Annotated in this window: 21 protein-coding genes; 11 read left to right on the top strand and 10 right to left on the bottom strand. The window is 62.6% G+C overall.

The window, feature by feature from the left end; genetic code table 11:
* The first annotated feature begins 134 nt into the window (after positions 1–134).
* On the top strand, positions 135–893 hold the full coding sequence (locus AWB74_RS48265; protein ID WP_160110344.1) for a hypothetical protein: 759 nt from the start codon (positions 135–137) through the stop codon (positions 891–893).
* A 61-nt stretch (positions 894–954) separates the two neighbouring features.
* A complete protein-coding gene (locus tag AWB74_RS33905) occupies positions 955–1,359 on the top strand; it encodes a hypothetical protein (RefSeq protein ID WP_061150990.1) in 405 nt (134 codons plus the stop codon).
* 511 nt (positions 1,360–1,870) lie between these two features.
* On the opposite strand, the gene AWB74_RS33900 is transcribed toward AWB74_RS33905, so the two are convergent.
* Positions 1,871–2,968 (bottom strand): glycoside hydrolase family protein, encoded by a 1,098-nt coding sequence (locus tag AWB74_RS33900; protein ID WP_235024776.1) that lies wholly within the window; start codon positions 2,966–2,968, stop codon positions 1,871–1,873.
* A 584-nt stretch (positions 2,969–3,552) separates the two neighbouring features.
* On the bottom strand, positions 3,553–4,533 hold the full coding sequence (locus AWB74_RS33895) for a glycosyltransferase family 2 protein (RefSeq protein WP_061150988.1): 981 nt from the start codon (positions 4,531–4,533) through the stop codon (positions 3,553–3,555).
* 262 nt (positions 4,534–4,795) lie between these two features.
* Between AWB74_RS33895 and AWB74_RS33890 the strand changes: the two genes are divergently transcribed.
* The 5 genes from AWB74_RS33890 (at position 4,796) to AWB74_RS33870 (ending at position 9,932) form a co-directional block, all read left to right on the top strand.
* Positions 4,796–5,233: a MarR family winged helix-turn-helix transcriptional regulator gene (locus tag AWB74_RS33890; RefSeq protein WP_061150987.1), complete on the top strand. Its 438-nt coding sequence runs from the start codon at positions 4,796–4,798 to the stop codon at positions 5,231–5,233.
* A gap of 114 nt (positions 5,234–5,347) precedes the next feature.
* The gene (locus tag AWB74_RS33885; RefSeq protein WP_061150994.1) at positions 5,348–6,775 is read left to right on the top strand and encodes an efflux transporter outer membrane subunit; all 1,428 of its coding nucleotides are present in this window, start codon (positions 5,348–5,350) and stop codon (positions 6,773–6,775) included.
* A 27-nt stretch (positions 6,776–6,802) separates the two neighbouring features.
* Positions 6,803–7,996, top strand: coding sequence for an HlyD family secretion protein (locus tag AWB74_RS33880; protein WP_061150986.1), 1,194 nt, complete (start codon positions 6,803–6,805; stop codon positions 7,994–7,996).
* A gap of 60 nt (positions 7,997–8,056) precedes the next feature.
* Positions 8,057–9,610, top strand: a complete 1,554-nt coding sequence (locus tag AWB74_RS33875) for a DHA2 family efflux MFS transporter permease subunit (protein ID WP_061150985.1) — start codon at positions 8,057–8,059, stop codon at positions 9,608–9,610.
* Between the two features lie 121 nt (positions 9,611–9,731).
* Positions 9,732–9,932, top strand: coding sequence for a hypothetical protein (locus AWB74_RS33870; RefSeq protein WP_061150984.1), 201 nt, complete (start codon positions 9,732–9,734; stop codon positions 9,930–9,932).
* A 71-nt stretch (positions 9,933–10,003) separates the two neighbouring features.
* On the opposite strand, the gene AWB74_RS33865 is transcribed toward AWB74_RS33870, so the two are convergent.
* From AWB74_RS33865 to AWB74_RS33850, 4 genes are read right to left on the bottom strand one after another with little or no spacing between them, the layout of a single operon-like run.
* Complete coding sequence (locus tag AWB74_RS33865; RefSeq protein ID WP_061150983.1) at positions 10,004–11,542, bottom strand: efflux transporter outer membrane subunit; 1,539 nt, start codon at positions 11,540–11,542, stop codon at positions 10,004–10,006.
* Positions 11,539–12,615 carry an HlyD family secretion protein gene (locus AWB74_RS33860; protein ID WP_061150982.1) on the bottom strand — a complete coding sequence of 359 codons (1,077 nt, stop codon included), beginning with the start codon at positions 12,613–12,615 and terminating at the stop codon, positions 11,539–11,541. Before AWB74_RS33860 ends, AWB74_RS33865 begins: the two co-directional genes overlap by 4 nt.
* A gap of 20 nt (positions 12,616–12,635) precedes the next feature.
* Positions 12,636–14,207, bottom strand: a complete 1,572-nt coding sequence (locus tag AWB74_RS33855; protein WP_061150981.1) for an MFS transporter — start codon at positions 14,205–14,207, stop codon at positions 12,636–12,638.
* Between the two features lie 2 nt (positions 14,208–14,209).
* The gene (locus AWB74_RS33850; RefSeq protein WP_061150980.1) at positions 14,210–14,884 is read right to left on the bottom strand and encodes an antibiotic biosynthesis monooxygenase family protein; all 675 of its coding nucleotides are present in this window, start codon (positions 14,882–14,884) and stop codon (positions 14,210–14,212) included.
* 255 nt (positions 14,885–15,139) lie between these two features.
* Between AWB74_RS33850 and AWB74_RS33845 the strand changes: the two genes are divergently transcribed.
* Positions 15,140–16,108 (top strand): LysR family transcriptional regulator, encoded by a 969-nt coding sequence (locus AWB74_RS33845; RefSeq protein ID WP_061150979.1) that lies wholly within the window; start codon positions 15,140–15,142, stop codon positions 16,106–16,108.
* On the opposite strand, the gene mug is transcribed toward AWB74_RS33845, so the two are convergent.
* Together mug and AWB74_RS33835 are read right to left on the bottom strand one after the other, a co-directional pair.
* Positions 16,066–16,596: a G/U mismatch-specific DNA glycosylase gene (mug, locus tag AWB74_RS33840; protein ID WP_061150978.1), complete on the bottom strand. Its 531-nt coding sequence runs from the start codon at positions 16,594–16,596 to the stop codon at positions 16,066–16,068. The two genes, AWB74_RS33845 and mug, sit on opposite strands and share 43 nt — an antisense overlap.
* A complete protein-coding gene (locus tag AWB74_RS33835) occupies positions 16,593–17,636 on the bottom strand; it encodes a GlxA family transcriptional regulator (protein ID WP_061150977.1) in 1,044 nt (347 codons plus the stop codon). The genes mug and AWB74_RS33835 overlap by 4 nt, the downstream gene beginning before the upstream one ends.
* Positions 17,637–17,923: 287 nt before the next feature.
* Here AWB74_RS33835 and AWB74_RS33830 point away from each other — a divergent pair, with 287 nt between their 5' ends.
* From AWB74_RS33830 to AWB74_RS33820, 3 genes are read left to right on the top strand one after another with little or no spacing between them, the layout of a single operon-like run.
* Positions 17,924–20,755: a 2-oxoglutarate dehydrogenase E1 component gene (locus AWB74_RS33830; RefSeq protein WP_061150993.1), complete on the top strand. Its 2,832-nt coding sequence runs from the start codon at positions 17,924–17,926 to the stop codon at positions 20,753–20,755.
* Positions 20,752–22,560 carry a biosynthetic-type acetolactate synthase large subunit gene (gene ilvB, locus AWB74_RS33825; protein ID WP_061150976.1) on the top strand — a complete coding sequence of 603 codons (1,809 nt, stop codon included), beginning with the start codon at positions 20,752–20,754 and terminating at the stop codon, positions 22,558–22,560. Before AWB74_RS33830 ends, ilvB begins: the two co-directional genes overlap by 4 nt.
* Before the next feature lie 3 nt (positions 22,561–22,563).
* Positions 22,564–22,860 carry an ArsR/SmtB family transcription factor gene (locus AWB74_RS33820; protein WP_061150975.1) on the top strand — a complete coding sequence of 99 codons (297 nt, stop codon included), beginning with the start codon at positions 22,564–22,566 and terminating at the stop codon, positions 22,858–22,860.
* 13 nt (positions 22,861–22,873) lie between these two features.
* Here AWB74_RS33820 and AWB74_RS33815 read toward each other — a convergent pair whose 3' ends face one another.
* Both AWB74_RS33815 and AWB74_RS33810 read right to left on the bottom strand, forming a co-directional pair.
* Positions 22,874–23,905: an SGNH/GDSL hydrolase family protein gene (locus AWB74_RS33815; protein ID WP_061150974.1), complete on the bottom strand. Its 1,032-nt coding sequence runs from the start codon at positions 23,903–23,905 to the stop codon at positions 22,874–22,876.
* Between the two features lie 142 nt (positions 23,906–24,047).
* The gene (locus tag AWB74_RS33810; RefSeq protein ID WP_061150973.1) at positions 24,048–25,091 is read right to left on the bottom strand and encodes a glycosyl hydrolase family 28-related protein; all 1,044 of its coding nucleotides are present in this window, start codon (positions 25,089–25,091) and stop codon (positions 24,048–24,050) included.
* Positions 25,092–25,169: the final 78 nt, after the last annotated feature.

Genomic DNA, 25,169 nt, shown 5'->3' with positions numbered 1-25,169 from the left:
CCACCGCCATTTCCACCACCGGAGCCGCCGCCGCTACCCCCGCCGCCGTTGCCGCCACCGCCGTGACCACCACCGGAGCCGCCGCCGCCATTGCCACCGCCGTTACCGCCGCCGTGCCCACTGCTTGAGCCGCCGTGACCGCCGTCGCCATGACCGCCATCGCCGTGGCCAACGCCGCCGTGGCCGCCATCGCCATGACCGCCATCGCCGTGGCCAACGCCGCCGTGGCCGCCATCGCCGTGACCACCATCGCCGTGACCACCATCGCCGTGGCCGCCGTCACCGTGGCCGCCATCGCCGTGGCCGCCATCGCCGTGGCCGCCGTCACCGTGGCCGCCGTCACCGTGGCCGCCGTCGCCGTGACCGCCGTCGCCATGACCGCCGTCGCCGTGACCGCCGTCGCCGTGACCGCCATCGCCGTGGCCGCCGTCGCCGTGGCCGCCGTCGCCGTGACCGCCGTCGCTGTGACCGCCGTCGCCGTGGCCGCCATCGCCGTGGCCTACGCCGCCGTGACCGCCGTCGCCGTGACCACCATCGCCGTGGCCGCCGTCGCCGTGACCGCCATCGCCGTGACCGCCGTCGCCGTGACCGCCATCGCCGTGGCCGCCATCGCCGTGACCGCCATCACCGTGCCCGTGCCCGTCGCCGTGCCCGTGGCCGTCGCCATGACCGTCACCATCGCCATGACCGTGGCCGTCACCATCGCCATGACCGTGTCCGTGGCCATCGCCATCGCCATGACCGTGGCCGTGATGACCATGCCCGCCCGTGTCTCCGCCGGAATCTCCTCCACCGGAATCGCCGCCCCCCGAATTACCGGGGCCCGAGCTTCCATTTCCGGTTCCGCCCGATCCCGAGCCGGTGCCACCGCCCGCGCTGCCTCCCGTGCCTGAGCCAGCCGTGCCGCCTGCACCTGCCGTTGCGCCTGGCCCGGCTCCGACCGAGCCCTGACCGGTGCCCGACCCGCCCGTGTTACCCGAGCCGCTCGCGTTGCCGCCCCCCGAGCGCGATCCCGACGAGCCATCGCCGCGACCGCCCTCGAGCAAGAGGACGATTGACGACTGCGTGTCGACCGTCGGTTCCGTCGACGACGACGTGCTCGTCGACGAATCCGCAGCCGCGACCGTCATCACACCGCTCAGGCCGACAGGCGCACACCCCTCGGAAGTTTGGCTATTGCAAGGATTCGCTGCCGTTTGCGCGGACGCAAAATTGGCAGTAGCCGCGGCGATCACGATCGCGCTGAGCTTGATCACGGTGTTCAACGTCTTTTTCTTAGGATTACTCATGTGTGCCCCTTTAGTCTTTCGTCGCCACGCGTCATGTGAAGCATCAGACGCGATGTGGGGGCAAGAATGACAGGCTGTACGCCGCGTTCTGTGCGGTACTTAACCCGGCGCTGAGGCGACGTCATTTAACGACGTGCGAGACCCCGCAGAGAACGTTTGCGGATGATCGCGAGAGGAGAAAAGCAAGAACCTGTCGCGGCTTTATTAGCCGGATCGACGAGCGGGGATGGCGGACGTTGCGACCGCGCGCATGAAACATCGAACAATCAAAACCCCGCGGCAACCGACTCACTATCGAACGTGGTGCGCGTTTGCGTAGGAAAGTTTTGAAAGCTTATTATCGATGAAACGTAGGCTATCTGTATGGTTGAGGGCGCGTCAAGCGCTCAGTGTGGCGCAGGCCGCAGATGGGGAGTTAGGAACCCGAACAAATCATATCGATTCGTATGACATATAGAGACGGCGAGTCGCTTGCGCTTCCACGACCCATGAATTCAAACGGGTCCCAAAACGCAACGAGCGACCGCAAAGGGTCGCTCGTGAAACAGGATAACTCGGCGCGCTATCGCGCCTGCTGCAAGTTACATGGGATGGCTGGCAACGAAGTTCTTGTAGGCCCAGTATGCATCTTTCGGCGTCTGACCGTCCGATTTCATCAGACCAAATGCGCCTTCGCTGTCGTCATACAGTTCGAACGCCTGGATCGACTGAATGTTGTACTTCGAGGCCACGCTCTGGAATTGAGCCATCATTCGGTTGCCGGCCATATACGACGCAATCTGCGAATCGCTGCCGTAGTTCGGACGCACGCCGAATTCATTGATCCACACGGGCTTGCCGAACGAATGGAGTATGCCCAGCATGTCATAGCAACCGGTGCCGCCGCATGCGTGCGTCATGTCGCCCTGATCCGAATACCAGTGCCATGCGGTGATGTCCCAGCTGACGGTCGGGTGGCCGCGCGTGCCGTCGGGCTGCGAGCCGTCCATGAGCATCTGGAAGAACGAGTAGTGCAGCCACGTGCCATTGACGATGATCTTGGCCGAGCCGTCCACCGACTTCACGCCTGCGATCAACCCGCGGATCACGCCGCGCGCGACCACGTAAGGCTGATTCCTGTAGTGGCTCCAGTTCGTACCGTCGACATTGCCGGTTAGCGCTTGCGACTCCAGTTCGTTGGCGACTTCGTAATACTTGTACTTGTAGGTGCCCGCGACTTGCTTGCCGAGGTTATAGCCCGCGTTATAGGCGTCCTGCTCGTTGTTGTAGCCGGTACCCAGCAAGATGACCGGGTACACCGTCACGCCGCTGGCCGCCATCGTCTGCGCCATCTTTGCGACGACCTTCGCCGAGTTCAGGCTGTACACGTCGTTACGATAGATCTTCGCGCCGAGGTCCTGTAGTTGCGCGAGCTGCGTCGTGACGGCCGTGGAGTCGTACGCGCCGCCGTTCGTGTTGCGGCCATTCGCGCCATAGAAGATCGACGTGCTGGTCGAAGCCTTGGCAGTCGAGTCGGGCAGGTCGTCGGCGCTCTTGGCGGTTGCGGCCAGATCGCCGTCGCTGCCGCCACCGCACGCGGCGAGCAGCACGCTCGTGAGAACCGCGGTCGCGATCGCGGCGGCCTTGCGTGCCGAAATTAGGTTGGAACGGCGAAGAGAGTTGTTTTTGCGATTCGTCATTGCGTTTAGCATTGCTAATATATGGGCGCAATGCTCGTGAGTTTCTGGCACGCTGAAGGACCTTCCAGGCGATGTGAGAGCCAACATAGTAACGTCGGCGTCACGCTGATCCGTGGTGTCGTCGAAATGGCATTGATTAGTCATCCGAACGACATGTGCAAGACAAGGCCGGCTACGCGACGCCAAAATCGAGGCGCTGCACGCTAACCAGAACGGCACGGATTCGCTGATAAGGTCCAGCGCGCAACACGGCAAGCGCTGGATGGCGGAGTCGAGCAAACAACTGTGTTCGCCCGTTTGGGCCTACGAAATGACGAACGAGCTCAGTTCGAAGGCGGAGTCGTCAGAAGAAAAGGAAACGTTTGCGTTGGCGGTCAGAAGTGCGGATTATTTCGACTCCCTGACACTGCACCGGCAACCGTTGCCGAAAACCAGACAACGGACGCAAGGTTATCGTCTTATGAGATGAATGTAAACGTCTGTGACAGCAAAAAAGACCATGCGGCCAGAATGCGACAGCAAAACTTACTCAATCATCAGTGGAAAGCATGAAGGGTCGAAACGAATAAAAGGAAAGCTGATGATTATCGGCCGAAGCGTCGCACGAAGCAGTAGAAAAGCCACGGATGGATTTTGAGCATCGCCATCACGAAAGACAGTTTCGGCCGATGATCCGAATACATGCCAAGCAAATGCGTCAGACGCAGCCTTTCTGCAACGCTGTCGAGAATGGGCTTGGCCAGTCGATACGTCGGCGCCTTGGTCGCAGCCTGAAACGCAATCGTCCGATAACCATAGACATATTTCAGTCTGAACAAAAGTTTGCGGTAATTGCGAATCGGCATGGACGCCGTGCTTCTCTCAACACGATCCATGATGGCAAAAATGTCGACGATCTTCGGATTGAAGCGTGTCGAAATTCCCGATTCGCGATACATGTACGAGTACAAGGTGTCGGGCATGAGGCGCACGACGTTCGATTTGCCGAGCGTCTGCACCGACACGCAGATATCTTCGTAGATCAGTCCGGACGGATGCTCTATGGCGAGGAATATGGACCGGCGCACGAGTTTGTTGAAGCAATAAGCCTGCATCGACAAATCGAGAATCTTTTCGACTGCCTCCACGCCGCTCATGATGGCGTCGCCGGCCTCAACGCGATAATTGATCTTACCTTCAGGACTGATGTTCTCCGCAGCAAAGATCACGACATCCGCATGATGCTTTTCCGCCTCTTCGATGACCCTGCGCACGAGATCGTGATGCACGTGGTCATCGCTGTCGACGCACAGTACGTACTCGCCTCGGGCTGCGAGCGCCGCAACCCTGCGGGTCTCGGCGAGCCCTTTGTTTACGGGGTTTTTAATGAACTGCCATCGAATCCTGCTTTGCTCTTCGAGGATGCGCAAGGTCATTTCGCCCGATCTGTCAGGACTGCTATCGTCGACGGCAATAATCTCGAAATCGGTGGAGGTTTGTGACAGTAACGAGTCGAGACACTCTTCGATATACGGCTCAACTTTGTACACAGGCACAAGAACACTGATCTTCGGCGGTGCGGACATGAATGTTTTACCCTTTTAACTGCACGGGAGTGCTTATTCACGAAAACGACAGGCGCCCAAGGAGTTTACTGTGGATGAGGCGATCATGTACTAGGGTTATTCAGCAGTTCTTCTTTCCCGCCATGTTATCAGACGTGGTCGACGAGACGACCCGTGGAGCGCTGCAGCGATGTTCCGCACGATCGCGCCGAAAATAGACATTGACAAATTCTGACTTTGCAGTAAATTTACGTCCATGCCACTCCCTACGCTGGAGAAAGACGTGGATCACTACACCCCTGAAAGCTTCACTCTGACGGAAAGCGTCGGCTTCGCGATCAATAAGGCGCGCAACCTTCTCGTCGCCGAACTGGACGCATCGCTGAAAGACCTCGACATCACCACTCAGCAGATGGGCATTCTCCTGTCCATGCGCGGCGGCGTCACCCAGACGCCTTTTGAGTTGTCGAAACTGCTCGGCATCGATACGGGCCTGATGACGCGCATGCTCGACAAGCTCGAAGCAAAAGGCCTGCTGCAACGCGCGCGCAGTCTTGAAGACCGCCGTGTCGTCAATCTGACGCTGACTCGCGAGGGTGAAAAAGTCGCCCAGGAATTGCCGCATATCGTGCCGGTCGTGCTGAACGGCCGCCTGAGAAAGTTCAACAGAAGCGAGTTCAAGGAATTCCTCCGGCTGCTGAACAAGTTCCTCGAAGACTGATTGCGCGGCGCACGAAACGTTCGCGCAATTTTTTCGTCCATTTATCTGATAGGTCAGAAAGTGAAAAAGCAATCTAAATTTGTGACCGGACCCGGCACGTTCGGTTCGCGTCTCATGAGAACCGGCATTACCCTGATGTTCGCCGCGGTGCTGTCCGCGTGCGCGAATTACGCCGGCATTCATAGCGACAAGCAAATCGCGCAGCCGCAAAGCTATGAGACGCAGCAGAGCCTTCCTGCCGGTGAAGGCCGCTGGCCCGCGCCCGACTGGGCCGATCAGTTCGGCGATGCGCAATTGCACGCGCTGCTCGACGAGGCGCTCGCCGGGAGCCCGACGCTCGAACAGGCGCGCGCCCGTATCGCGGCGGCGTCGGCGTATAGCGAAACCGCGAAGGCGAACACAATGCCGCAAGTCGGCGCGTCGTATTCGTACACGCGCCAGCGCTACTCCGAGAACGCGCTCGTGCCGCCGCCTTATGCCGGCTCGTGGCAGTCGGAGAACAAAGGGCTTCTGTCGGCGTCCTACGAGCTCGATTTGTGGGGCAAGAATCGCGAGGCGCTCAGCGCCGCCGTCTCGCAAGTGCAGGCGAGCAGGGCCGATGCCGAAGCGGTGCGGCTCGCGCTCGATACGTCCATCGCGCGGACCTACAACCAGCTTGCTCGGCTTTACGCGTTGCGCGATATCGCGCAGAACGAGGTCGATGAGCGCGCACACATCGTGCGCATCACGGCGGGCCGCATCGCCAACGGGCTCGATACCGAAGTGGAACGCAAGACCGCCGAGGCCGATCTCGCATCGAGCCGTGCGACCCTTTCGTCGCTCGATGGACGCATTCTCGCAACGCGCTATCAGATCGCGGCGCTGCTCGGCAAAGGCCCGGATCGCGGGCTGTCGATCGCGCGTCCGCAACTCGGTGTCGGCGATGAAGTGCGTCTGCCCGGCAATCTTCCCGCCGATCTCGTGAGCCGTCGCCCGGATATCGTCGCGGCGCGCTGGCGCGTCGATTCGATGACGCACGACATCAAGGAAGCGAAGGCCGAGTTCTATCCCGACATCAATCTGAGCGCATCGCTCGGGCTCGATGCGTTCGGCTTTGGCCGCCTGTTGACGGCGGCGAGCCGCACGATGTCCGCGGGTTCGGCGATCCATCTGCCGATCTTCGACGGCGGCGCGCTGCGCGCTCAACTGAAAGGCCGCTATGCCGATTTCGACTACGCGGTCGCGACCTACAACCAGACGCTCGTCACCGCACTCTCCGACGTCGCCACGCAGCTCTCGCAGATCCGCTCGACCGATGCGCAGCTCGTCGACGCGAACATCGCCGAAGATGCGGCGCACAGCGCGCAGCGGTTGGCGCTCACGCAGTACCGCGCGGGGCTCACGAATCAGCTGACGGTGCTGAACGCAGAGACCAATGCGCTCGCGGCGGAACGCGCGGTCGCGAATCTGAAAATGGACCGGCGCGATCAGCAGATCGCGCTCGCGGCTGCGTTGGGCGGCGGCTACACGGATACCTCAGCCGATGCGCTCGCCGCACGTTGATCGACGTCATTGAACCGGAGCACTGAAATGAGCGACACCATCACTACCGAACGTACCGACGCGAATAAATCGGAATCCGAAGTAAAAGACAAACCGCGCAGAAAACGCAAACTCCTGCTCTCGCTGCTCGCGGCGTCGATCCTGATCGGCGGCGCGGGGTGGGGCGGCTATTACTACACGACGGGCCGATTTTTCGAATCGACCGACGACGCCTATGTGAGCGGCAATCTTGTACAACTGACGCCCGAAGTCAGCGGCACGGTGATCGCCGTGAACGCCGATGACACGCAGATCGTGCATCAGGGCGCGCCCGTCGTCACGCTCGACACCGCCGATGCAAAAGTCGCACTCGCCAACGCCGAAGCGAATCTCGCGCAGGCGGTGCGGCAAGTGAGCAGCCTGTACGTGAACAACGCGTACTACGCGGCGACGGTCGCGCAACGCCAGTCCGATCTGATACGCGCGCAGTCGGACCTGAAGCGCCGCATGACGATCGCGGAAACGGGCGCGGTGTCGGGCGAAGACATCGCCCATGCGCGCGATGCCGTGAGCGCCGCGCAGGCCGCGCTCGATGCGGTGCGCCAGCAATCCGAGGCGAATCACGCGCTGACCGATCGAACGTCGGTCGAACGTCATCCGAACGTGCAGGCGGCAGCCGCGAAAGTGCGCGACGCCTGGCTCGACGATGCGCGCAACACGCTGCCCGCGCCGGTGACGGGCTACGTCGCGCGCCGCTCGGTGCAGGTCGGGCAACGCGTCGCGCCGGGCACGCCGCTGATGGCGATCGTGCCGCTCGACGGCGTCTGGGTCGACGCCAACTTCAAGGAAGTGCAGCTCGCGCACATGCGCATCGGCCAGCCGGTCATGCTCACCGCCGACGCATACGGCGCGAAGGTGAAGTACCACGGCCATGTCGAAGGATTCTCGGCAGGCACGGGCGCGGCCTTCGCCGTGCTGCCCGCGCAGAATGCCACGGGCAACTGGATCAAGGTCGTGCAGCGTTTGCCCGTGCGCATCCGTCTCGATCGGCGCGAACTGGACGCGCATCCACTGCGCATCGGGCTGTCGATGAACGTGGAAGTCGAGACGCGCGATCAGTCGGGCACGCAACTCGGCGCGGCATCGACTACTTCGTATCGCACGGATGTTTTCAGCCACTACGGCGAAGAAGCGAATGCGGAGATCGAACGAATCGTCGCGGAGAACGTGCCGAAACACTGATGCGCGCTTTCTTTCATCCAACTATCTGACACGTCAGCAACAGACAATACAGGTGATGCAATGAACCCGACCGCTCAACCCGCGCCGTTGCATGGCGGCAAACTCGTGCTGGCGACCATCGCCGTCGCGCTCGCGACGTTCATGAACGTGCTCGACTCGTCGATCGCCAATGTCGCGATTCCAACCATCGCGGGCAATCTCGGCGTGTCGGTCGACGAGGGCACGTGGGTCATCACGCTCTTCGCCGCCGCCAACGCGATCTCGATTCCACTGACCGGCTGGCTCACGCAGCGCCTCGGGCAGATCAGGCTGTTCGTCTGGTCGATCCTGCTCTTCGTGGTGTCATCGTGGCTGTGCGGCATCGCGCCGAATCTGCCGGTGCTGCTCGCCGCACGCATCTTGCAGGGCGCGGTGGCCGGCCCGCTGATTCCGATGTCGCAGGCCATTCTGCTCGCGTCCTATCCGAAGGAGAAAAGCTCGACCGCGCTCGCACTCTGGGCGATGACCGCGACCGTCGGACCCATCGCGGGCCCCGCGCTCGGCGGCTGGATCACGGACAGCTATTCGTGGTCGTGGATCTTCTACATCAACATTCCGGTCGGCCTGTTCGCCGCGGGCGTGACGTGGGCGATCTATCGCGAGCGCGAAACGCCGGTGAAACGCGTGCCGATCGACAAGATCGGGTTGTTGTCGCTGATTGCGTGGGTCGCGTCGTTGCAGATCATGCTCGACAAGGGCAAGGACCTCGACTGGTTCAATTCGCCGGTGATCGTCGCATTGGGAATCTTTGCGCTCGTCAGCTTCGTGTTCTTCCTGATCTGGGAACTGACCGAAACGAACCCCGTGGTCGATATCAAGCTTTTCCTGCAGCGCAATTTTCTCGGCGGAACGGTGGCGATATCGGTCGCGTATGCGGTGTTCTTCTCGAACCTCGTGTTGTTGCCGCAGTGGATGCAGGGATATCTCGGCTACCGTTCCGTCGATGCCGGTCTCGCGACCGCGCCGCTCGGCATCTTCGCCGTGATACTCGCGCCGGTCATGGGCAAGATCATGCCGCGATCGGACGCTCGTGTGCTCGCGACGCTTGCGTTCTTCGGATTCGCCGCCGTGTTCTTCATGCGCTCGCACTATACGACCGGCGTGGACACTTATACGCTCGTGGTCCCGACGCTGCTGCAAGGCATACCGACCGCGCTCTTCTTCGTGCCGCTGACGGCGATCATTCTGTCCGGCTTGCCGCCCGCGAGGATTCCGGCGGCGGCGGGCCTGTCGAACTTCGTGCGCGTGTTCGCGGGCGCGGTCGGCACATCGCTCGCGGCGACGGGCTGGAACGACCGCACCATTCTTCATCATTCGCAACTCGTCGAACAGGCGAGCGTGCATAACCCGACCTTCGTCGGCGCGCTCGGTGCGATTCAGGACACACTCGGCGGCAGCTCTTCGCAGGCGCTCGCGTTCTTTGAGCGATCGTTGACGACGCAGGCCGCGATGCTCGGCCTCAACGACATCTTCTGGCTTTCCGCGGTGATCTTCATCGCGATCGTGCCGCTCGTCTGGCTGACGAAGCCGGGTAAGGGCGCGGGCGCAGGATCGGCGGGCGCGGGCGGTCACTGAACGATACGCCGCATGTGTATTTGTACCCGCGGCGCAAGACTGTTCATCGGACGCGGGTGTGCAAATCTCGAATGAAAGCGCCTACATTCGATTTGAAGACCTTCATTACTGGAGCAATCAAATGAAATTCTCAGTCAAGCAAACCATTCACTCCGACGACATCGCCACGCTCGAACACGCGATGAAGACCGTCGACGCCGACGCGAAGGTGCGCGTCGATATCGCAACGCATACCGTCGATGTCGACTCGTGGCTGATGCCGGAAGAGTTCATCGTCGCGTTCGTCGACGAAGACTACGATGTGCGGATCGTCGAAGCGTAGCCGCAAGAAAAGCGCGTAAAAGCAAGGCCGGAGCGTATGTCTACGCTCCGGCCTTTTCACATGTCATGCGCTCAACGACTCGCCTGATGCTCTCCGAATGTCGTCTCCCAGCCGCCGCCGAGCGACTTGCATAACGTGATGAGATTCTCCGCGGCTGTCGCCTTGCTTTGCTCCAGCTTGCTTTGCGCGTCGAGCAATTGCCGCTGCACATTGAGCACATCGAGATAGTCGAGCGCGCCGGCTTTATAACGCTGTTGCGCGATGCCGAGCGCACGCTGATTCAGGTTCACCACGTTCGCGAGATTGTCGTGCCGGCGCTGTTCTGCATCGTAGACGAGCAGCGCGTCGTCCACTTCGCGCCATGCTTCGAGCACCGTGCGCTTGTAGACGATGGCCGCTTCCTGTTGCTGCGCCTCGCGCAGTTGCAAGGTGCCCTTGAGCCGCCCGCCTTCGAAGATCGGAAACGTGATCGACGGTCCGATCACGAACTGTCCCGACGCCCATTCGGCGAGACTGGACAGTTGCAGGCTCTGAAGGCCCGCGCTGCCATTGAGCGTGATGCGCGGATAGAAGTCCGCCTTCGCCATGCCGATCGACGCCGTGGCCGCATGCAACTGCGCTTCGGCCTTCTGGATGTCCGGCCTGCGCTGCGCCAGCTCCGACGCAAATCCGATCGGCACCTGATCCGGCAGCTTCGGCACGTCGCGCGCATCGACCAGCATGTTACGCAGCGCGCCCGGCTGCTCGCCGAGCAATACGCCGATGGCGTTGATGGTCGTATCGCGATGCGATTCGAGCGTCGGAATCAGGCTCTCGATGGTCTCCATTTGCGCCGATGCGTTGGCGACATCGAGGTCCGTCGTGACGCCTTCGCGCACGCGGATCTTCGTGAGCCTCACCGCATCGCGGGCGATATCGAGGTTCTGCTTCGCGATATCGAGCAGCGACTGCGTATCGCGCAATTCGATGTAGTCGCGCGCGAGCTCGGCGCGCGCTGACAGCAGCACCGCGTTGCGGTCTTCATACGATGCATCCGTCAGTGCGCTCGCGGCTTCGACGCCGCGTCGCACGCGGCCCCAGATGTCGAGTTCCCACGATGCATCGAAGCCGGCCTGATACAGGTTGTAGGCGGGTGATCCTTTGGAGCCCGGCATCGCCGATACGCCGAGCGGCGCGTCGCCCGATGCGGACTGCGGCTGACTCTGCGACGGCGTCACGCCGAGCAGCGACAGAATGCCGTTCTCGCTGCCGCGCTCGCGGTTATACGATGCCGCGCCACCGATCGTCGGCAACGCGGCCGCACCGGCGACGCGCTGTTCGGCACGGCTCTGACGCAGTCGGGCCGAGGCAGCAGCCACATCGAGATTCGCATCGGCGAGGCGCTTCTCCAGCGCGTCGAGCGTCGGATCGCCGAAGAGCGTCCACCAGTCGGGATTGAAGGCCGCTTCCACGGGCTTGCTCGGCGCCTGCGCTGTTTGCGTCCGCTCGAAAACGTCGGGCGCGGCGCTCCTCGGATGTTCGAAGTCCGGGCCGACCGTGCATCCGGCCATCACGAAGGACGCCAGCACGGCAAGCGCGATCGAGCGCAGCGAAGGTTCGTTCGTGTTCATTTCGCGTCGGCTCCCTGAGCAAGCGTCTCGCCGCGCCGGCCGAGCATCACTTCGGCTTCGGCGGACAGTCCTACGCTCAGCGCCGATGCCGCTTCCTGCCCGCGATCGATCGTGATCTTTACCGGCACGCGCTGCACGATCTTCGTGAAGTTGCCCGTTGCGTTGTCGGGCGCGATGGGCGCGAAGCTTACGCCGGTGGCGGGCGCGAGACTATCGACACGGCCTTTGATGACGACGCCTGGCAAGCTGTCGACCTTGATGCGCACGCTTTCGCCGGGGCGCATCTTCGTGATCTGGTTCTCCTGAAAGTTCGCGACCACATATGCGTCCGTCAGCGGGACGATGGCGAGCACCGGCGCGCCGGGCGTCACGAACGCGCCGACGCGGGCCGAACGCCGTCCCACTTTGCCGTCGACGGGCGCATGAATCTCCGTGTACGACAGGTTCAGCTTCGCCTGCTCCAGCGCCGCAACGGCTCGCGCCAGCGCGCCCGCCGCCTTGTCGCGCTGCGTGCGCAACACGTCGAGATTCTGCTGCGTCGCGATGAATACGGCGCGGTCGTGGGCCTGTTGCGCGAGCTGCTGTTCGAGCGTGCTGGATGCGCGCTGCTGCTCCTGCGCGGTGCCCGCGCCCGTCTCCGAAAGACTCTGATAGCGCGATGCATTCGCACGCGCGAAGCCGATCGCGGCATCGTCGGAACGCAGCGTGGCGCGGGCCTGGTCGACGAGCGACGGATGCCGCGCGATTTCGGCATCGAAGTTTGCGACGGCTGCGCTCGCCGCCGTCACGTCGGCTTGCGCGCTCATCAAGGCGGCGCGGAAGTCGCGGTCATCGATGCGCGCGAGCAGTTGCCCGGCCTTGACCGACTGATTGTCGTCGACGAGCACATCGGCAATCTGGCCCGCGATGCGCGGTGCGACGAGCGTGAAATCGGCTTGCACGTAGGCGTCGTTCGTGATTTCGGTGGTCGGATCGGAGAGAAGCCGGACGCTCGCCCACGCGGCGACCGCGACCGCGGCCACCGGCACCGCGATGCGAATGAGCCTGGAACGGAAACGGATGAGGGATGACATGAGAAGCGTCCTTGATGCGGTTATTTCGAGGAAGGCGGTGTAGCGGTCCACGGCGGATAGATACGCACGGGCAGCACCGGAACGAGAAGCAGAAGCGCGACGGCCACGCACGCCATCACGCGATAGAGATCAGCGGACATCATCACCAGCGCCTGTTCGTGAACGCGATGCGCGAGCTGCGCGAGTTGCGCCGTATCCATGCCCTGATGCGCGATGAACGTCCGGTTGCCGAGCTGATCCACGAGCACGTTCGAATGAAAGCGTTCGCGATGCGTGCCGATCCCTTCGATGAGCGCGGTCGCCACGGCGGCGCTGAAGGTCTTGACCGAGTTGAACATCGCGGAGGCGAACGGGCCTTCGGTCGGCGGCAGGCCGGTGGTGACGCCCATCAGGATCGCGAGAATCAGCATCGGCTGCGCGGCGATCTGCAGGCATTGCAGCAGGTAGAAGTCGTCGCGGATCCACTCGGACGTCATGAAGCTGCCCATCGCGCAGGTCGCGATCATGAGGCACAGTCCCGTCGCCATGACCCAGCGGGAATCGACGCGCTTCAGGTTCAGCAGCGCGGCCGTCAGCGGAAGCGCGACGAGCAGCGGCAGCGCGACCAGCAGCGAGAGCGGCGCGGTTTGCAGTGGCCGGTACGCATGGATTCGCGCGAGATGCTGGCCGGGTATCGCAGCGACGCCGACGAGCAGGATCACGGCGCCCGCGAGCGTCGTCAGTCCATGCGAGAAGTTTCGCCTCGACAAGAGTTGCAGCTTGAAGAAGGGCAGCGGATGAAACCATTCGTTGACGAAGAACACCGCCAGCAGCGCCGATCCGCCGATCAGCATCACGCAGATGAAATCCGAGTTCAGCCAGTCGAGCCGGTCGCCTTGCAGAAGGCCGGTCACGAGCATCGCGATGGCGGGGCAGCCGGAGAGAAAGCCCGTCCAGTCGAACGATCGAAAACGTTCGAGCTTGAGCGGATCGTCGGGAAGCCCGCGTTGAATTGCCACGCAACACACGATGCCGAGCGGCACGATCTGCCAGAAAGCCAGCTTCCAGCTGACGTACTCGGTCCATAACGCGGCGAGCGGCGTGCCGAGCGCGGGGCCGAAGGTCGCGGTCATCGCATAGCCGGCGAGCCCGTAGAGCTTGATTTTCGGCGGAAGGTAACGCAATGCCACGATGATGAGCATCGGCGGCAGACAGCCGCCCGCCATGCCCTGCAATACGCGCAACACATAAAGCGCCGAAAGATTCGGCGCCAGCGGGCAAAGAAGCCCGAAGAGCATCGTGGCGAGCACGGCGCCGATCGTGAACCGCTTGAGCGTGAACGTGATGCCGAACCACGGCGCGAAGACCATCGTCGCGACGTTGGCCGCTTCGAACAAGGTGGTGAGCCAGGTTCCGTCGTCATGTCCGATCGAAAGCGCGCCTTGAATGTCGGTCATCGCAAATGCGGTGACCTGTTCGTTCAATATGGCCAGCAACGATGCGAGCAGCATCCCGGCCAGGCCGATCGCGAGACGAAGCGGCAACGCGGGATGATGGACGCGAGACGCCGATGGCGCCTGCGTGTCGTTGGTCAATGGTTCGGCGGTGCTCATCGTTACACCGCGCGCTTCGCTTCTTCGAAGTACTGCGGCGCTTCGCGGCGGTCGAACATGCCGTATTCGCGAATCACGCGGATGTGACGCAGGCGCACGTCATCCGGCCGCGCGATATCGCGTTCGAACGCGTCGGCCGCGGCCTGATCGCGCCACGTCGCGACGACGATAGCTTCGCCCGGCGCGAGCAGCGCATCGAAGGCATCCCATGTCACGAGGCCGGGCGCTTCCATATCGAGCCCCAGCGATCTCGCGATGCTTTGCGGGCCGGCTTGCCTGACCCATTCGGGCGCGCGTGTAGCATCGAGCAGCGTCACCGCCTTGCCCGCGCCTGTTTCGGTTACGTCGAGGCGTTGTTCGATGAGCGCATGTCCATCGGGCACGCGCGTATCCGTCACGATCTGCCCGATGCGCAGACGATAATCGGCGAACACGCGATCGCGCGCCGCCTGCTGTATCTTGTGATGCTTGGTCGTCGTGCGCCATCGAACGAGGGACTTTTCATCGCGCCAGGTCGAGAGCGAGAGCAGCCAGCCTTCGCGCGTGAGGCTTGCGTATCGTGTGTTATCGATGAAACCATCGATCTTTTCGAGTTCGGGCCGCAGCATTTTCGCCATGCCGAGATAGGCATCGAACTGATCGGCAATCGGATTGACTTCAAGCATCGCAGAGAACATGACAGGCTCGCTTATAGAGTTGGAGCGCGCGTGCGTGTGATTGCCACGCGTCGCCGTTGATTCATTGTCGGAGACGGCATGGCTTTGTTGAAGGTTGACGGACAGGCGATTCGGGCCAATCAATGCGCTGTATGGGCCAGTGCAGACGTCCCGTTCGAGCCTGGCCAATTTGTGTCGGATTCAGGCCGTTGCGATTCACGCGCCATCGCTCTGACTACAATCGCCGGGCAAACAGCTTGTGCTTCGGGATTGAGAATGGACAGATTGCGTGAGATGGAAGTCTTCGTGGCCATCGTCGACAGCGGTGGCTTCACCAGCGCGTCGGACAAGCTCGGCTTATCGACGGCTGCGGTGTCGAGGGCGCTCAACTCGCTCGAAGCGCGCACGGGCGCACAACTGCTCGCACGCACGACGCGTTCTGTGCGTCCCACGGATGCCGGCATCGCCTATCTCGACACGTGCCGGCAAGTGCTCGATGCCATTGCCGAAGCGGAAGCGAACATCGGCACGTATCACGCGAAACCGGTGGGAACGCTGACGATTTCAGCGCCGGTGTTGTTCGGCCAGCGATTCGTCGCGCCGCTCATCAACGCGTTCGCGCTGCGCTATCCGGACATCAGCATTCAGGTGGTGTATGCCGATCGCACCACGCGATTGCTCGATGAAGGCGTGGATATCGCCATACGCATCGGTCATCTCGGGGATTCGACGACATTCGCGGTTCCGCTGGGGCATGTGCGGCGCAAAACCTATGCTTCGCCGGCCTATCTCGAGGCACACGGAGAGCCGGATCATCCGAGGGAGCTGACGCGGCACGACTGCGTGTCCTTCACGGGCGTGTCGAATCCGCTGGAATGGGTGTTCGCCGCGCAGGGCGTGAGGTTGCCCGTGCGGCTTCAGCCGCGCATGATCGTCGATCTCGCGCCTGCTGCCATCGCGGCGGCTCGCGATGGCGTCGGCATCACACAGTTGCTTTCGTATCAGGCGATTCCCGAAGTGCTCGGCCGCAGGCTTCGGCCCATTCTCGCGGCATTCGAGCCCGAGGCGGTGCCGGTGAGCCTGTTGCATGTGGAGCGCCGCGGTGCGAGCGGCAAGATTCGCGCGTTTCTGGAATTCGCGACGGAGACATTGCGCATGAATACCCATCTGCGATGCGCCGATGGCCTCCGCGGGCGCAAGACTCACGGTGCTTCGACGGGCATTGCGGACGCAGCCGCCGCATGAAGCTCGCGATACGCGATCACCAGTTCATCGAGGCTGAAGGAACGGTTCAAGCCGCTCGGATTCGGCAATACCCATGCGCGCGCGCCGCCGAAAGTCCCGGCTTGCGCTCCCCATTCGATATCCCGCTTGCCGGTGATGGCGGATAGCGCCATCTTGCCGAGAAACGCGATATAACGCGGCGCGAGGCTTGCGATCTTGGCTTCGAACGCGGATGCCGCCGCGACGATCTCGACGCGCGACAACATCTCCGCGCGTGCGGTCGGGCGCGCGACGGCCGTCGTGAGGCCATAGCCGTATCGAAGGAATGTGCGATCGTCTTCGGGAAGGAGTTGTACTGGCGTGAAGCCGGCGAGATGAACGACGCGCCAGAAGCGATTGCCGCGGCCCGCGAAATGATGGCCCGTTGCCGCGGCGAGCATGCCGGGATTGATTCCGCAGAACACGGCCGACAAGCCAGGCGCGACGATATCCGGTAACGCGTCGCTCACGCGGCCTCCGCCAGTTCCTCCTGCATCACACGCTCGATGACATGCACGCTTGCCTGATGCGCGGTTTCGAGGTCTACATTGCCGCGGAACCGCTCGCGATATTGCTTCGGCGTGACGTTGAGCCGCCGCGAAAAGATCATGCGCATATGTGTCGCGCTATGAAAGCCGCATTTGAACGCGACGGTCTTGAGCGGCGCATCGCTCGTCTCGAGCAGCGTCCTCGCGGTATCGACGCGAACCTGTTCGACATATGCCGATGGCGTGACCTTCGCATGCCTCGCGAAGAGCCGCGAAAAGGTCCGGCGGCTCACGGAAACAGCATTCGCGAGTTGCTCGATGGACAGCGCATCGCCGATATGCTCGGTCACATACCGATGCACCTTGCCGATGATCGGCGCATCTTCCTTCGTCGTTGCAATGTAGGGGCTGTACTGCGATTGCCCGCCTTCGCGCTGAATGTAGACGACGAGGCGTTTCGCCACGCGCACCGCGTGTTCATGTCCAAAGTCCTCGGCGACGAGCGTCAGACACAGATCGATGCCCGCCGATACGCCGGCGGAAGTGAAGAGGCGTCCGTCGCGCATGAAGATCTTGTCGGGCTGCACGGAGGCGCGCGGAAATGTCTTCGCGAGACGTCCTGCATCCGACCAGTGCGTCGTGACCTGCTGGCCATCGAGCAGGCCGGCATGGCCGAGCACGAACGCGCCATTGCAGACGGAGCCGAAGCGCGCGGCGCCGTGAGCCTGTTTGCGCAGCCACGCGAGAAATTCGACGGGCGGTTTCCAGTCGGGCAACTGCGGTCCGCCCGCTACCAGAAGCAGATCGTATTGCGTGTCGGTGGCGAGGGCGTCGAGATAGCCCACCGGCACGATGATCTGCATGCCGTTCGAAGCGGTCACGACGCCGGCCTCTTTTCCGACGAGCGAGACTTCGTATTGCTGGTCCGCGGGCAGATGCGTGTTGGCTTCCGCGAAGACATCGAGCGGGCCTGCAACGTCGAGTGCCTGCACACCGTCGAACAGAACAAGGGCGACTTTCATGCCGTGACCTTCGTGAAGTAAATGCGTGAATTTCAAGCGATGGCCCAGTCTATCCCAACGTGCGCGCGCGTAAGACGCCCTTGCCCGCAAATGACTTTTACCGCGATGTAACAAACGCGCGCACGTTCGATGACCTTGAGAAGCGCATACGTGCCGCGTGGCCCAAATTCGGCACGGAGTGGCCCGACAACGCGCCAATCGCCTCCTTCGACGCCGCCCCGGCTGTCTAGACTTCATCTCATGAAGCGGGCGCACTCGGCTCGCGCTGCACACGAAGGATGGTCATCATGCTGATCGAGAAACGTCGAAACTCATTTCTGTCCGGCGCCAATGCGCCGTATGTCGAAGAGCAATACGAGCTTTATCTGACCGACCCGGCGTCGGTCACGGATGAATGGCGCGCATGGTTCGATGCATTGCGCGAAACGCCCGCCATCGACGGAAGCGATCGCGATGACGAACCGCACGCGCCCGTGGTGTCGAACTTCATCGAGCTTGCGCGACGGCCGCATGACTTTGCGATGCCCGCCGGTGACGGTCTCGCGCTCGCGAGAAAGCAGGTCGCCGTGCAATCGCTCATGACGGCGTTCCGCACGATCGGCACGCGCAAGGCCGATCTCGATCCGTTGCAATGGCAGCCGCGGCGTACGCTAGCGGAACTCACGCCCGCGTACTATGGCCTGACGTCGGCGGACATGGCGACGCACTTCAGCACCGCCGACACCTATCTCTTCGATGAAGACGCGACGCTGGAAGACATCGCCGCTGCGCTCGAACAAACCTATACCGGCACGCTGGGCGCGGAGTTCATGCATCTCACCGATGCGAGCGAGCGGCGCTGGTGGCAGATGCGGCTCGAATCGACGCGCGCGAAGCTCTCGTTCCCGGTCGCGGACAAGCAGCGCTTTCTCGAACGCCTCACAGCGGCCGAAGGGCTCGAAAAGTATCTGCACACGCGCTTCGTCGGGCAAAAGCGCTTCTCGCTCGAAGGCGGCGAATCGCTGATCGTCCTGCTCGACGAACTCGTGCGCTACGGCGCTTCGAAAGACGTGCGCTCGGTCGTGATGGGCATGGCGCATCGCGGACGGCTGAACGTGCTGGTGAACGTCGCCGGCAAGCCGTTGCATGCGCTCTTCGATGAATTCGACGGCAAGGACACCGACGATCTGCCCGAAGGCGATGTCAAGTATCACAAGGGATTCAGCACTGTCACGCAGACCGCCGATGGACCGGTGGAAGTCGTGCTTGCGTTCAATCCGTCGCATCTCGAAGTCGTGAATCCGGTCGTTCAGGGAATGGCGCGCGCAAAGGCGGACGCGCTACCGTCCGACGGCGCCACGCACGTGCTGCCAGTCGAAATCCATGGCGATGCGGCGATGTCGGGGCAAGGCGTCGTGATGGAAACCCTGAGTCTTTCCTACACGCGCGGACATGGCACGGGCGGCACGGTGCATATCGTCGTGAACAATCAGATCGGCTTCACGACGTCCGATCCTCGCGACACGCGCTCGTCGTTCTATGCGACCGATATCGTCAAGCTGATCGAGGCGCCGGTGCTGCACGTCAACGGCGACGATCCCGAAGCAGTCGCAATGGCCGTGCGCCTTGCGCTCGACTATCGCACGGCGTTCGGACGCAGCGTCGTGATCGATCTCGTGTGCTTTCGCAAGCACGGGCATCAGGAACAGGACACGCCCGCCATCACGCAGCCGATGATGTATCGCGCGATCGCCGCGCATCCCGGCGTGCGGACCCTGTACGCGCACAGGCTGATTCGCGAAGGCGTCTTGACGGCGGAGCAAGCCGAGGCATTGGTCGATGCGCGGCGCAGGCTGCTCGATCAGGCGCGCGCTGACGAGACGCAGGAGCTTGCGGGCGCGTCCGGCGCACGCGGCGTCACGCATTACGAAGCCCCATCGCGCGAGCATCTCGACGTTCTGGCGCGGCGCATATCGAGCGTGCCCGAAGGTCATGAGCTTCATCCCCTCGTCAACAAGCTGATGACTGCGCGCCGCGATATGTCCACAGGTGCGAGACCGGTCGACTGGGGCATGGCGGAGCATCTTGCATTCGCGTCGCTGCTGGGCGAGGGCGTCGATGTGCGGCTGAGCGGACAGGACAGCGCGAGAGGTACGTTCAATCATCGGCATGCGATGCTGCATAACCAGAAGCGGACGGCGCGTTCGGATGGCGTCTTCATTCCGCTCGATCATGTCGGAGAAGCGCAGGGCCGCTTCACGGTGACGAACTCGATTCTTTCGGAAACCGCGGTGCTCGCCTTCGAATATGGCTATTCGACGGTCAATCGCGATGCGCTCGTCGTGTGGGAAGCGCAATTCGGCGATTTCGCGAACGGCGCGCAGGTCGTCATCGATCAGTTCATCGCGGCGGGCGCGGCGAAGTGGGGACAACGCAGTGCATTGACCCTGTTCCTGCCTCATGGTCAGGAAGGCGCGGGCCCCGAGCATGCGTCGGCACGGCTGGAGCGATATCTGCAACTGAGCGCGCAGGACAACATGCGCGTGGTTCAGCCAACGACGCCCGCGCAACTGTTTCATCTCTTGCGCATGCAGGTGCTTGCTTTCGATGCCCGTCCGCTCATCGTGATGACGCCCAAGTCGCTGCTGAGGCACGCGGAAGCCGTGAATTCGCTCGACGATCTTGCTCACGGCGCTTTCCGTGAAGTTCTTCCGGACGAGCACGTCGATGCGTCGCGTCGCGCGGATGTCGAGCGTGTCATCGTCACTTCGGGGAAGGTGTATTACGAGCTGCTCGACTATCGCCGCAAACATGACATCGACGATACGCCGGTTATTCGCATCGAACAGTTGTATCCGTTTCCAGCGCGGCAACTGGCCGCTGAACTCGCGCGCTATCCGAATCTGAAAGAGGTGATCTGGTGTCAGGAAGAGGCGCGCAATCAGGGCGCGTGGAGCTTCGTCGAGCCGCAATTGCGTGACATGCTGCCCGCGCGCGTGAGTCTGACTTATGCGGGACGTGCCGCTTCGGCATCGACTGCGCCGGGCTATCACGCAGTGCATGTGGCGAGACAGGCGGAAGTGATCGCGCGTGCGTTCGCTATCGAAGAAAGCAACGCGATGATGGAGAGCCTGACATGACACATACGGATGAATCGCTCTCTGGCGCCGACATCATCCTGCGCGTGCTGGCGGAACAAGGCGTGGATACGCTCTTCGGCTACAGCGGCGGCGCGATCTTGCCGACCTATGACGCGGTGTTCCGCTTCAATGAAATGCACGCGGATCGGCCGGAGCGGCAGATCAGGTTCGTGGTGCCGTCGAACGAACAATCCGCGGGTTTCATGGCCGCGGGCTATGCGCGGGCGAGCGGCAAGGTCGGCGTGTTCATGGTGACGTCGGGGCCGGGCGCGACGAATGCCGTGACGCCGATCGCCGATTGCAACGGCGATTCCGTGCCTGTCGTGCTCATCTGCGGACAGGTGCCGCGTGCCGCCATCGGCACCGACGCGTTTCAGGAAGCGCCGGTGTTCAACATCATGTCGGCGTGCGCGAAGCAGGTCTTTCTCGTGACCGATCCGGACAAGCTCGAACAGACGCTACGCACCGCGTTCGATATCGCGCGCACGGGACGCCCGGGACCGGTCGTGGTCGATGTGCCGAAAGACATTCAGAACTGGAGGGGACCGTATCGCGGACATGGCACGTTGCAGTTCCGCGGCTACTCCGATCGCCTTCGTCAGGTGGCGAAGGGCGCTCGCCTCGAAGAGACGCACAGCGCCGAATTCTTCGATCTTCTCGCGCACAGCAAACGGCCGCTTCTGTATGCGGGCGGCGGCGTGGTCGCGTCGGGTGCGGCGGCCGAATTGCGCCAGTTCGCCGAGCGTTATCGGATTCCCGTCGTGACGACTTTGATGGGGCTCGGCGCTATGCCCGCGAAGCACGAACTCGCGCTCGGCATGCTCGGAATGCACGGGACCGCATGCGCGAACTACGCCGTGGAAGACTGCGATTTTCTGATCGCGGTGGGCGCGCGTTTCGATGATCGCGTCGCGGGCGGCCGTCCGGAAACGTTCGCGCCGAACGCGCGTCATGTCGCGCATATCGATATCGACGAAGCGGAGATCAACAAGGTCAAACGCGCATCGTGGACCCATATCGGCGATGCAAAGGACACGCTGCGCGCTTTGATGGCGCATGGTCCGGTTACGCAGGCATCGTTACGCTGGACCGCCGACGCGATGGAGCTCAAGCGCAGGCACGGCATGAATTACGACCGGCAGAGCGCGCTCATACAGCCGCAATGGGTGATCGAAAAACTGAGCGAAATCACCGGCGGCAAAGCGATCATCAGTACGGGCGTGGGTCAGCATCAGATGTGGGCCGCGCAGTTTTTCGATTTCGTCGAGCCGCGCAGCTTGCTCACATCGGGCAGCATGGGAACGATGGGTTTCGGCCTGCCCGCCGCGATCGGCGCCCAGTTCGCGCGGCCGGATGCGCTCGTGATCGATATCGACGGCGACGGCAGCATCCGCATGAACATGGGCGAACTGGAAACGGCGAGCACGTACGGCGTTCCGGTCAAGGTGCTGCTGCTCAACAATTGCGGCGACGGCATGATCCGCCAGTGGCAGCGCCTTTTCTATGATGGACGCATGTTCGTGAGCGACAAGGCGCTGCATCGCAAGGATTTCGTTCAGGCCGCGTTAGCCGATGGATTCGCGTTCGCGAGTCGTGTCCGGGAAATGGAAGAGCTCGAAGCGCAACTCAAGGCATTCGTCGAGTTCGACGGTCCCGCGTTCCTCGAAGTCATGATCGATCAGAACGCCGATGTGTTCCCGATGGTCGGCCCCGGTCAAAGCTATTCGAACATGATCACGGGTCCGTTCATTCCGTCGCGATCGGAGCGGGATGCGTACTTCTCCACCGGCACGGACATGTTTTGAATCATGAACGCCGACCTGATTCACAAGGCGCTCGCCAATCCCTTGCGGCGCGACATCCTTGCGTGGCTCAAGGCGCCGGACGCGGCGTTCGCGCAGGAACGCGTCGCATTCGGGCACAGCGTGTCGCTGAACACGATCCAGGCGCGCAGCGGTCTCGCGCAATCGACGGTGTCGGCGCACGTCTCATCGCTCGTCGAGGCGGGACTGCTGGTTTCGAGGCGCGTCGGTCAGTTCGTGTTTCTGTCGAGAAACGAGGACGTCATCGACGCGTTCGTCAGGCACGTGAGCCGCGGGCTGTGAGTGTCGCGCGCAGTCAGCGACCGAGTCCGCTTGCCGCGATCTGCTGCTCCACGTATTGCGCGAAAAGCGCATGCATGCGCGTGGTCGGATGCAGGTCGTCGGCGAACATGTAGGTCTGGTCCGCGTTCGACGTGACGTAGGTAGCCGGCGAGCAGAGGAGCGACGTGTCGTGCGGCGTCTTCGATGGGTCGCAGGCCTGGGCGGTATTGGACACGACAAAACCGTTGGCCTGATAGTTCGTGATGGTCTGAGTCGTCCACGTATAAGCGTCGATCACGATGACCTTGCCTTGCAGCCCGTTCGCTTGCAGGGCGGCGTTCAGCGTCGCGTTGAAGCGCTGCGAAAGCTGCGTGAAGTTCGCGCCGCCATCGGACGATTTGATGCCATCGGGCGAGAGTCCGATGTTCGGCACGTTGATCACGACCACATGCGTGGCGCCGCTCTGCACGATCTGCCCGACGAGTTGCGCGAGCGTCGTGGCAGCGTTTTGCACGGTCGTGTCGGCGGCGGGCGGGCTGCCTGCGCGCAGCACGTCGTTCGCGCCGCCCCAGACGAACACTAACTGGCCCGCATTAAAGCTGCCGTGCGCCGACAGATAGCTCGAAATCTGCTGGCTCACCGGCATTTCGATGTCGCCGATCACATCGGTCAGGAATTGATTCTGATTCGCCGGCGTCGCGACGGTGGAGCCGCCCTGCGCATAGCCCAGCCCGCCGGTCGCCTTCAACTCGTGCGCGAGGTTGATCGTGAACGCGGCAGTGAGCGTGTCGCCGTAATATTGCGCGACGTCCTGCGTCCATACCTGGCCGGGATTCGTCGTGAAGCGCCCGCCGCCGACCACGCCCGCGATTGGCGCGTAGGTCCCGACATCGGACAGGCTGTCGCCGAACGATACGACCTGCATTTTGACGCCGCCCGCCGGCGCGGACGAACTGCTCATGCCGCCGCCGCCCGAGTCGCCGCCGCCGCCGCATGCGGTAAGCCATGCAATCAGCAAGGCAGAAATTGCCTTGCGCAAGCCAGGTGTGATTCCGCTATGACGCATCGCTGGTCCGTCCCATCGTTCGTCCGGGCGGCTTTCGGCCCGACGATGGTTCGTCGGGCGAGCATGAAGTCGCGCACGCTAGTAGCGGCAAGCAAGAAAGATGCGCTCCACGGCGCAGTAACCGAAGAACGAGGCCAGGCCGCTATTCGGTCGCGCAGTCGTTGCAGGTGTTGTCGATATACCGGGCTGCTTTGCCGCGCTCCGGCGGGCTGATCTGCATGTAGCCGCCGTCGAGCACGTTATGACGCACGACATTGCCGCTATAGTCGACGCCGCCCGATCCGTTGGTCCCGCCCGTGATGTTGCCGCCGTTGATCATGCGGTTGCATTCGAGGACATTGCCGCCACTGTCCTGCGTGGCATCGTTGTTCTCGGGGCCCATGCGGCAGTTGTCGGCGAGGTTATAGGCGATATGCCCGTTGACCGATCCGACCAGCGCAATGCCGTAGAGCGGACAGTTCGCGAACGAGTTGAACATCAGAACCGCGCCGGTGCCGCCGCCTTGCCCTTCGGTCTGAAACATCGACTGGCCGAAGAAGTCGCGGAAGCTGTTGCCCGCGAGAACGAAGCTATCGACCGCGCCGTTGGTCTGGACCGGAATATCGTATTCACCGGTCGTGTCCCACTCGCGGATGCGCGTCGGGTTGGCGCCCACGAAGTTGCAGCCGACGAGACTGTTCCCCGTCGACGGGCCTTCGTAATTGAACATGTTGCTGTTCGTGCGAACGGTCTTCCTGAGCGTGACGCCGGGCTCGCACTGGATATGCCGGTTGCTGGCCGTGACGACGACCGTGTGATTGAGCAGATACGTGCCCGCGGGCACGAGCACGTCGCCGGCGTCCACGGCCGCCTGGAACGCTTTGGTGTCGTCGGTGGTGCCATTGCCCGCGGCGCCGAAATCCTTCGGGCTGCGCGGATCGACCAGCTTGGGCGGCGTGAAGGACGTCCGCGGGCAACTGGCGGTGGGCGGAACCGGCGAATTGTCGAGGCTTGCGCGCAGATGGCTGCCCCCGCCCGTCGTGCGGTACCACCAGCGCTTTAAGCCGCTCCACGAGAAGTGTTCCTGGAGACGGCCTTCGTCCCATGCGGCGTAAGCCGTCTGAAACTGCGTCTTCACGCCCGGCACGCCGATCGCAAGCACCGCAACGCCGACGAGCAGCGCGCCAATCACGATGGGTCGTCTCATTGGCTTTCACCCACCCTGTATGCGAATTTCAATTGCGACCGTCCATGATAGTGATCTGGCTCACGCCTTTGAACGCGT

The organism is Caballeronia arvi, from assembly GCF_001544695.2.
In the GTDB taxonomy this organism is placed as follows: Bacteria; Pseudomonadota; Gammaproteobacteria; order Burkholderiales; family Burkholderiaceae; genus Caballeronia; species Caballeronia arvi.
This window is presented reverse-complemented; position numbering and strand designations above follow the sequence as displayed.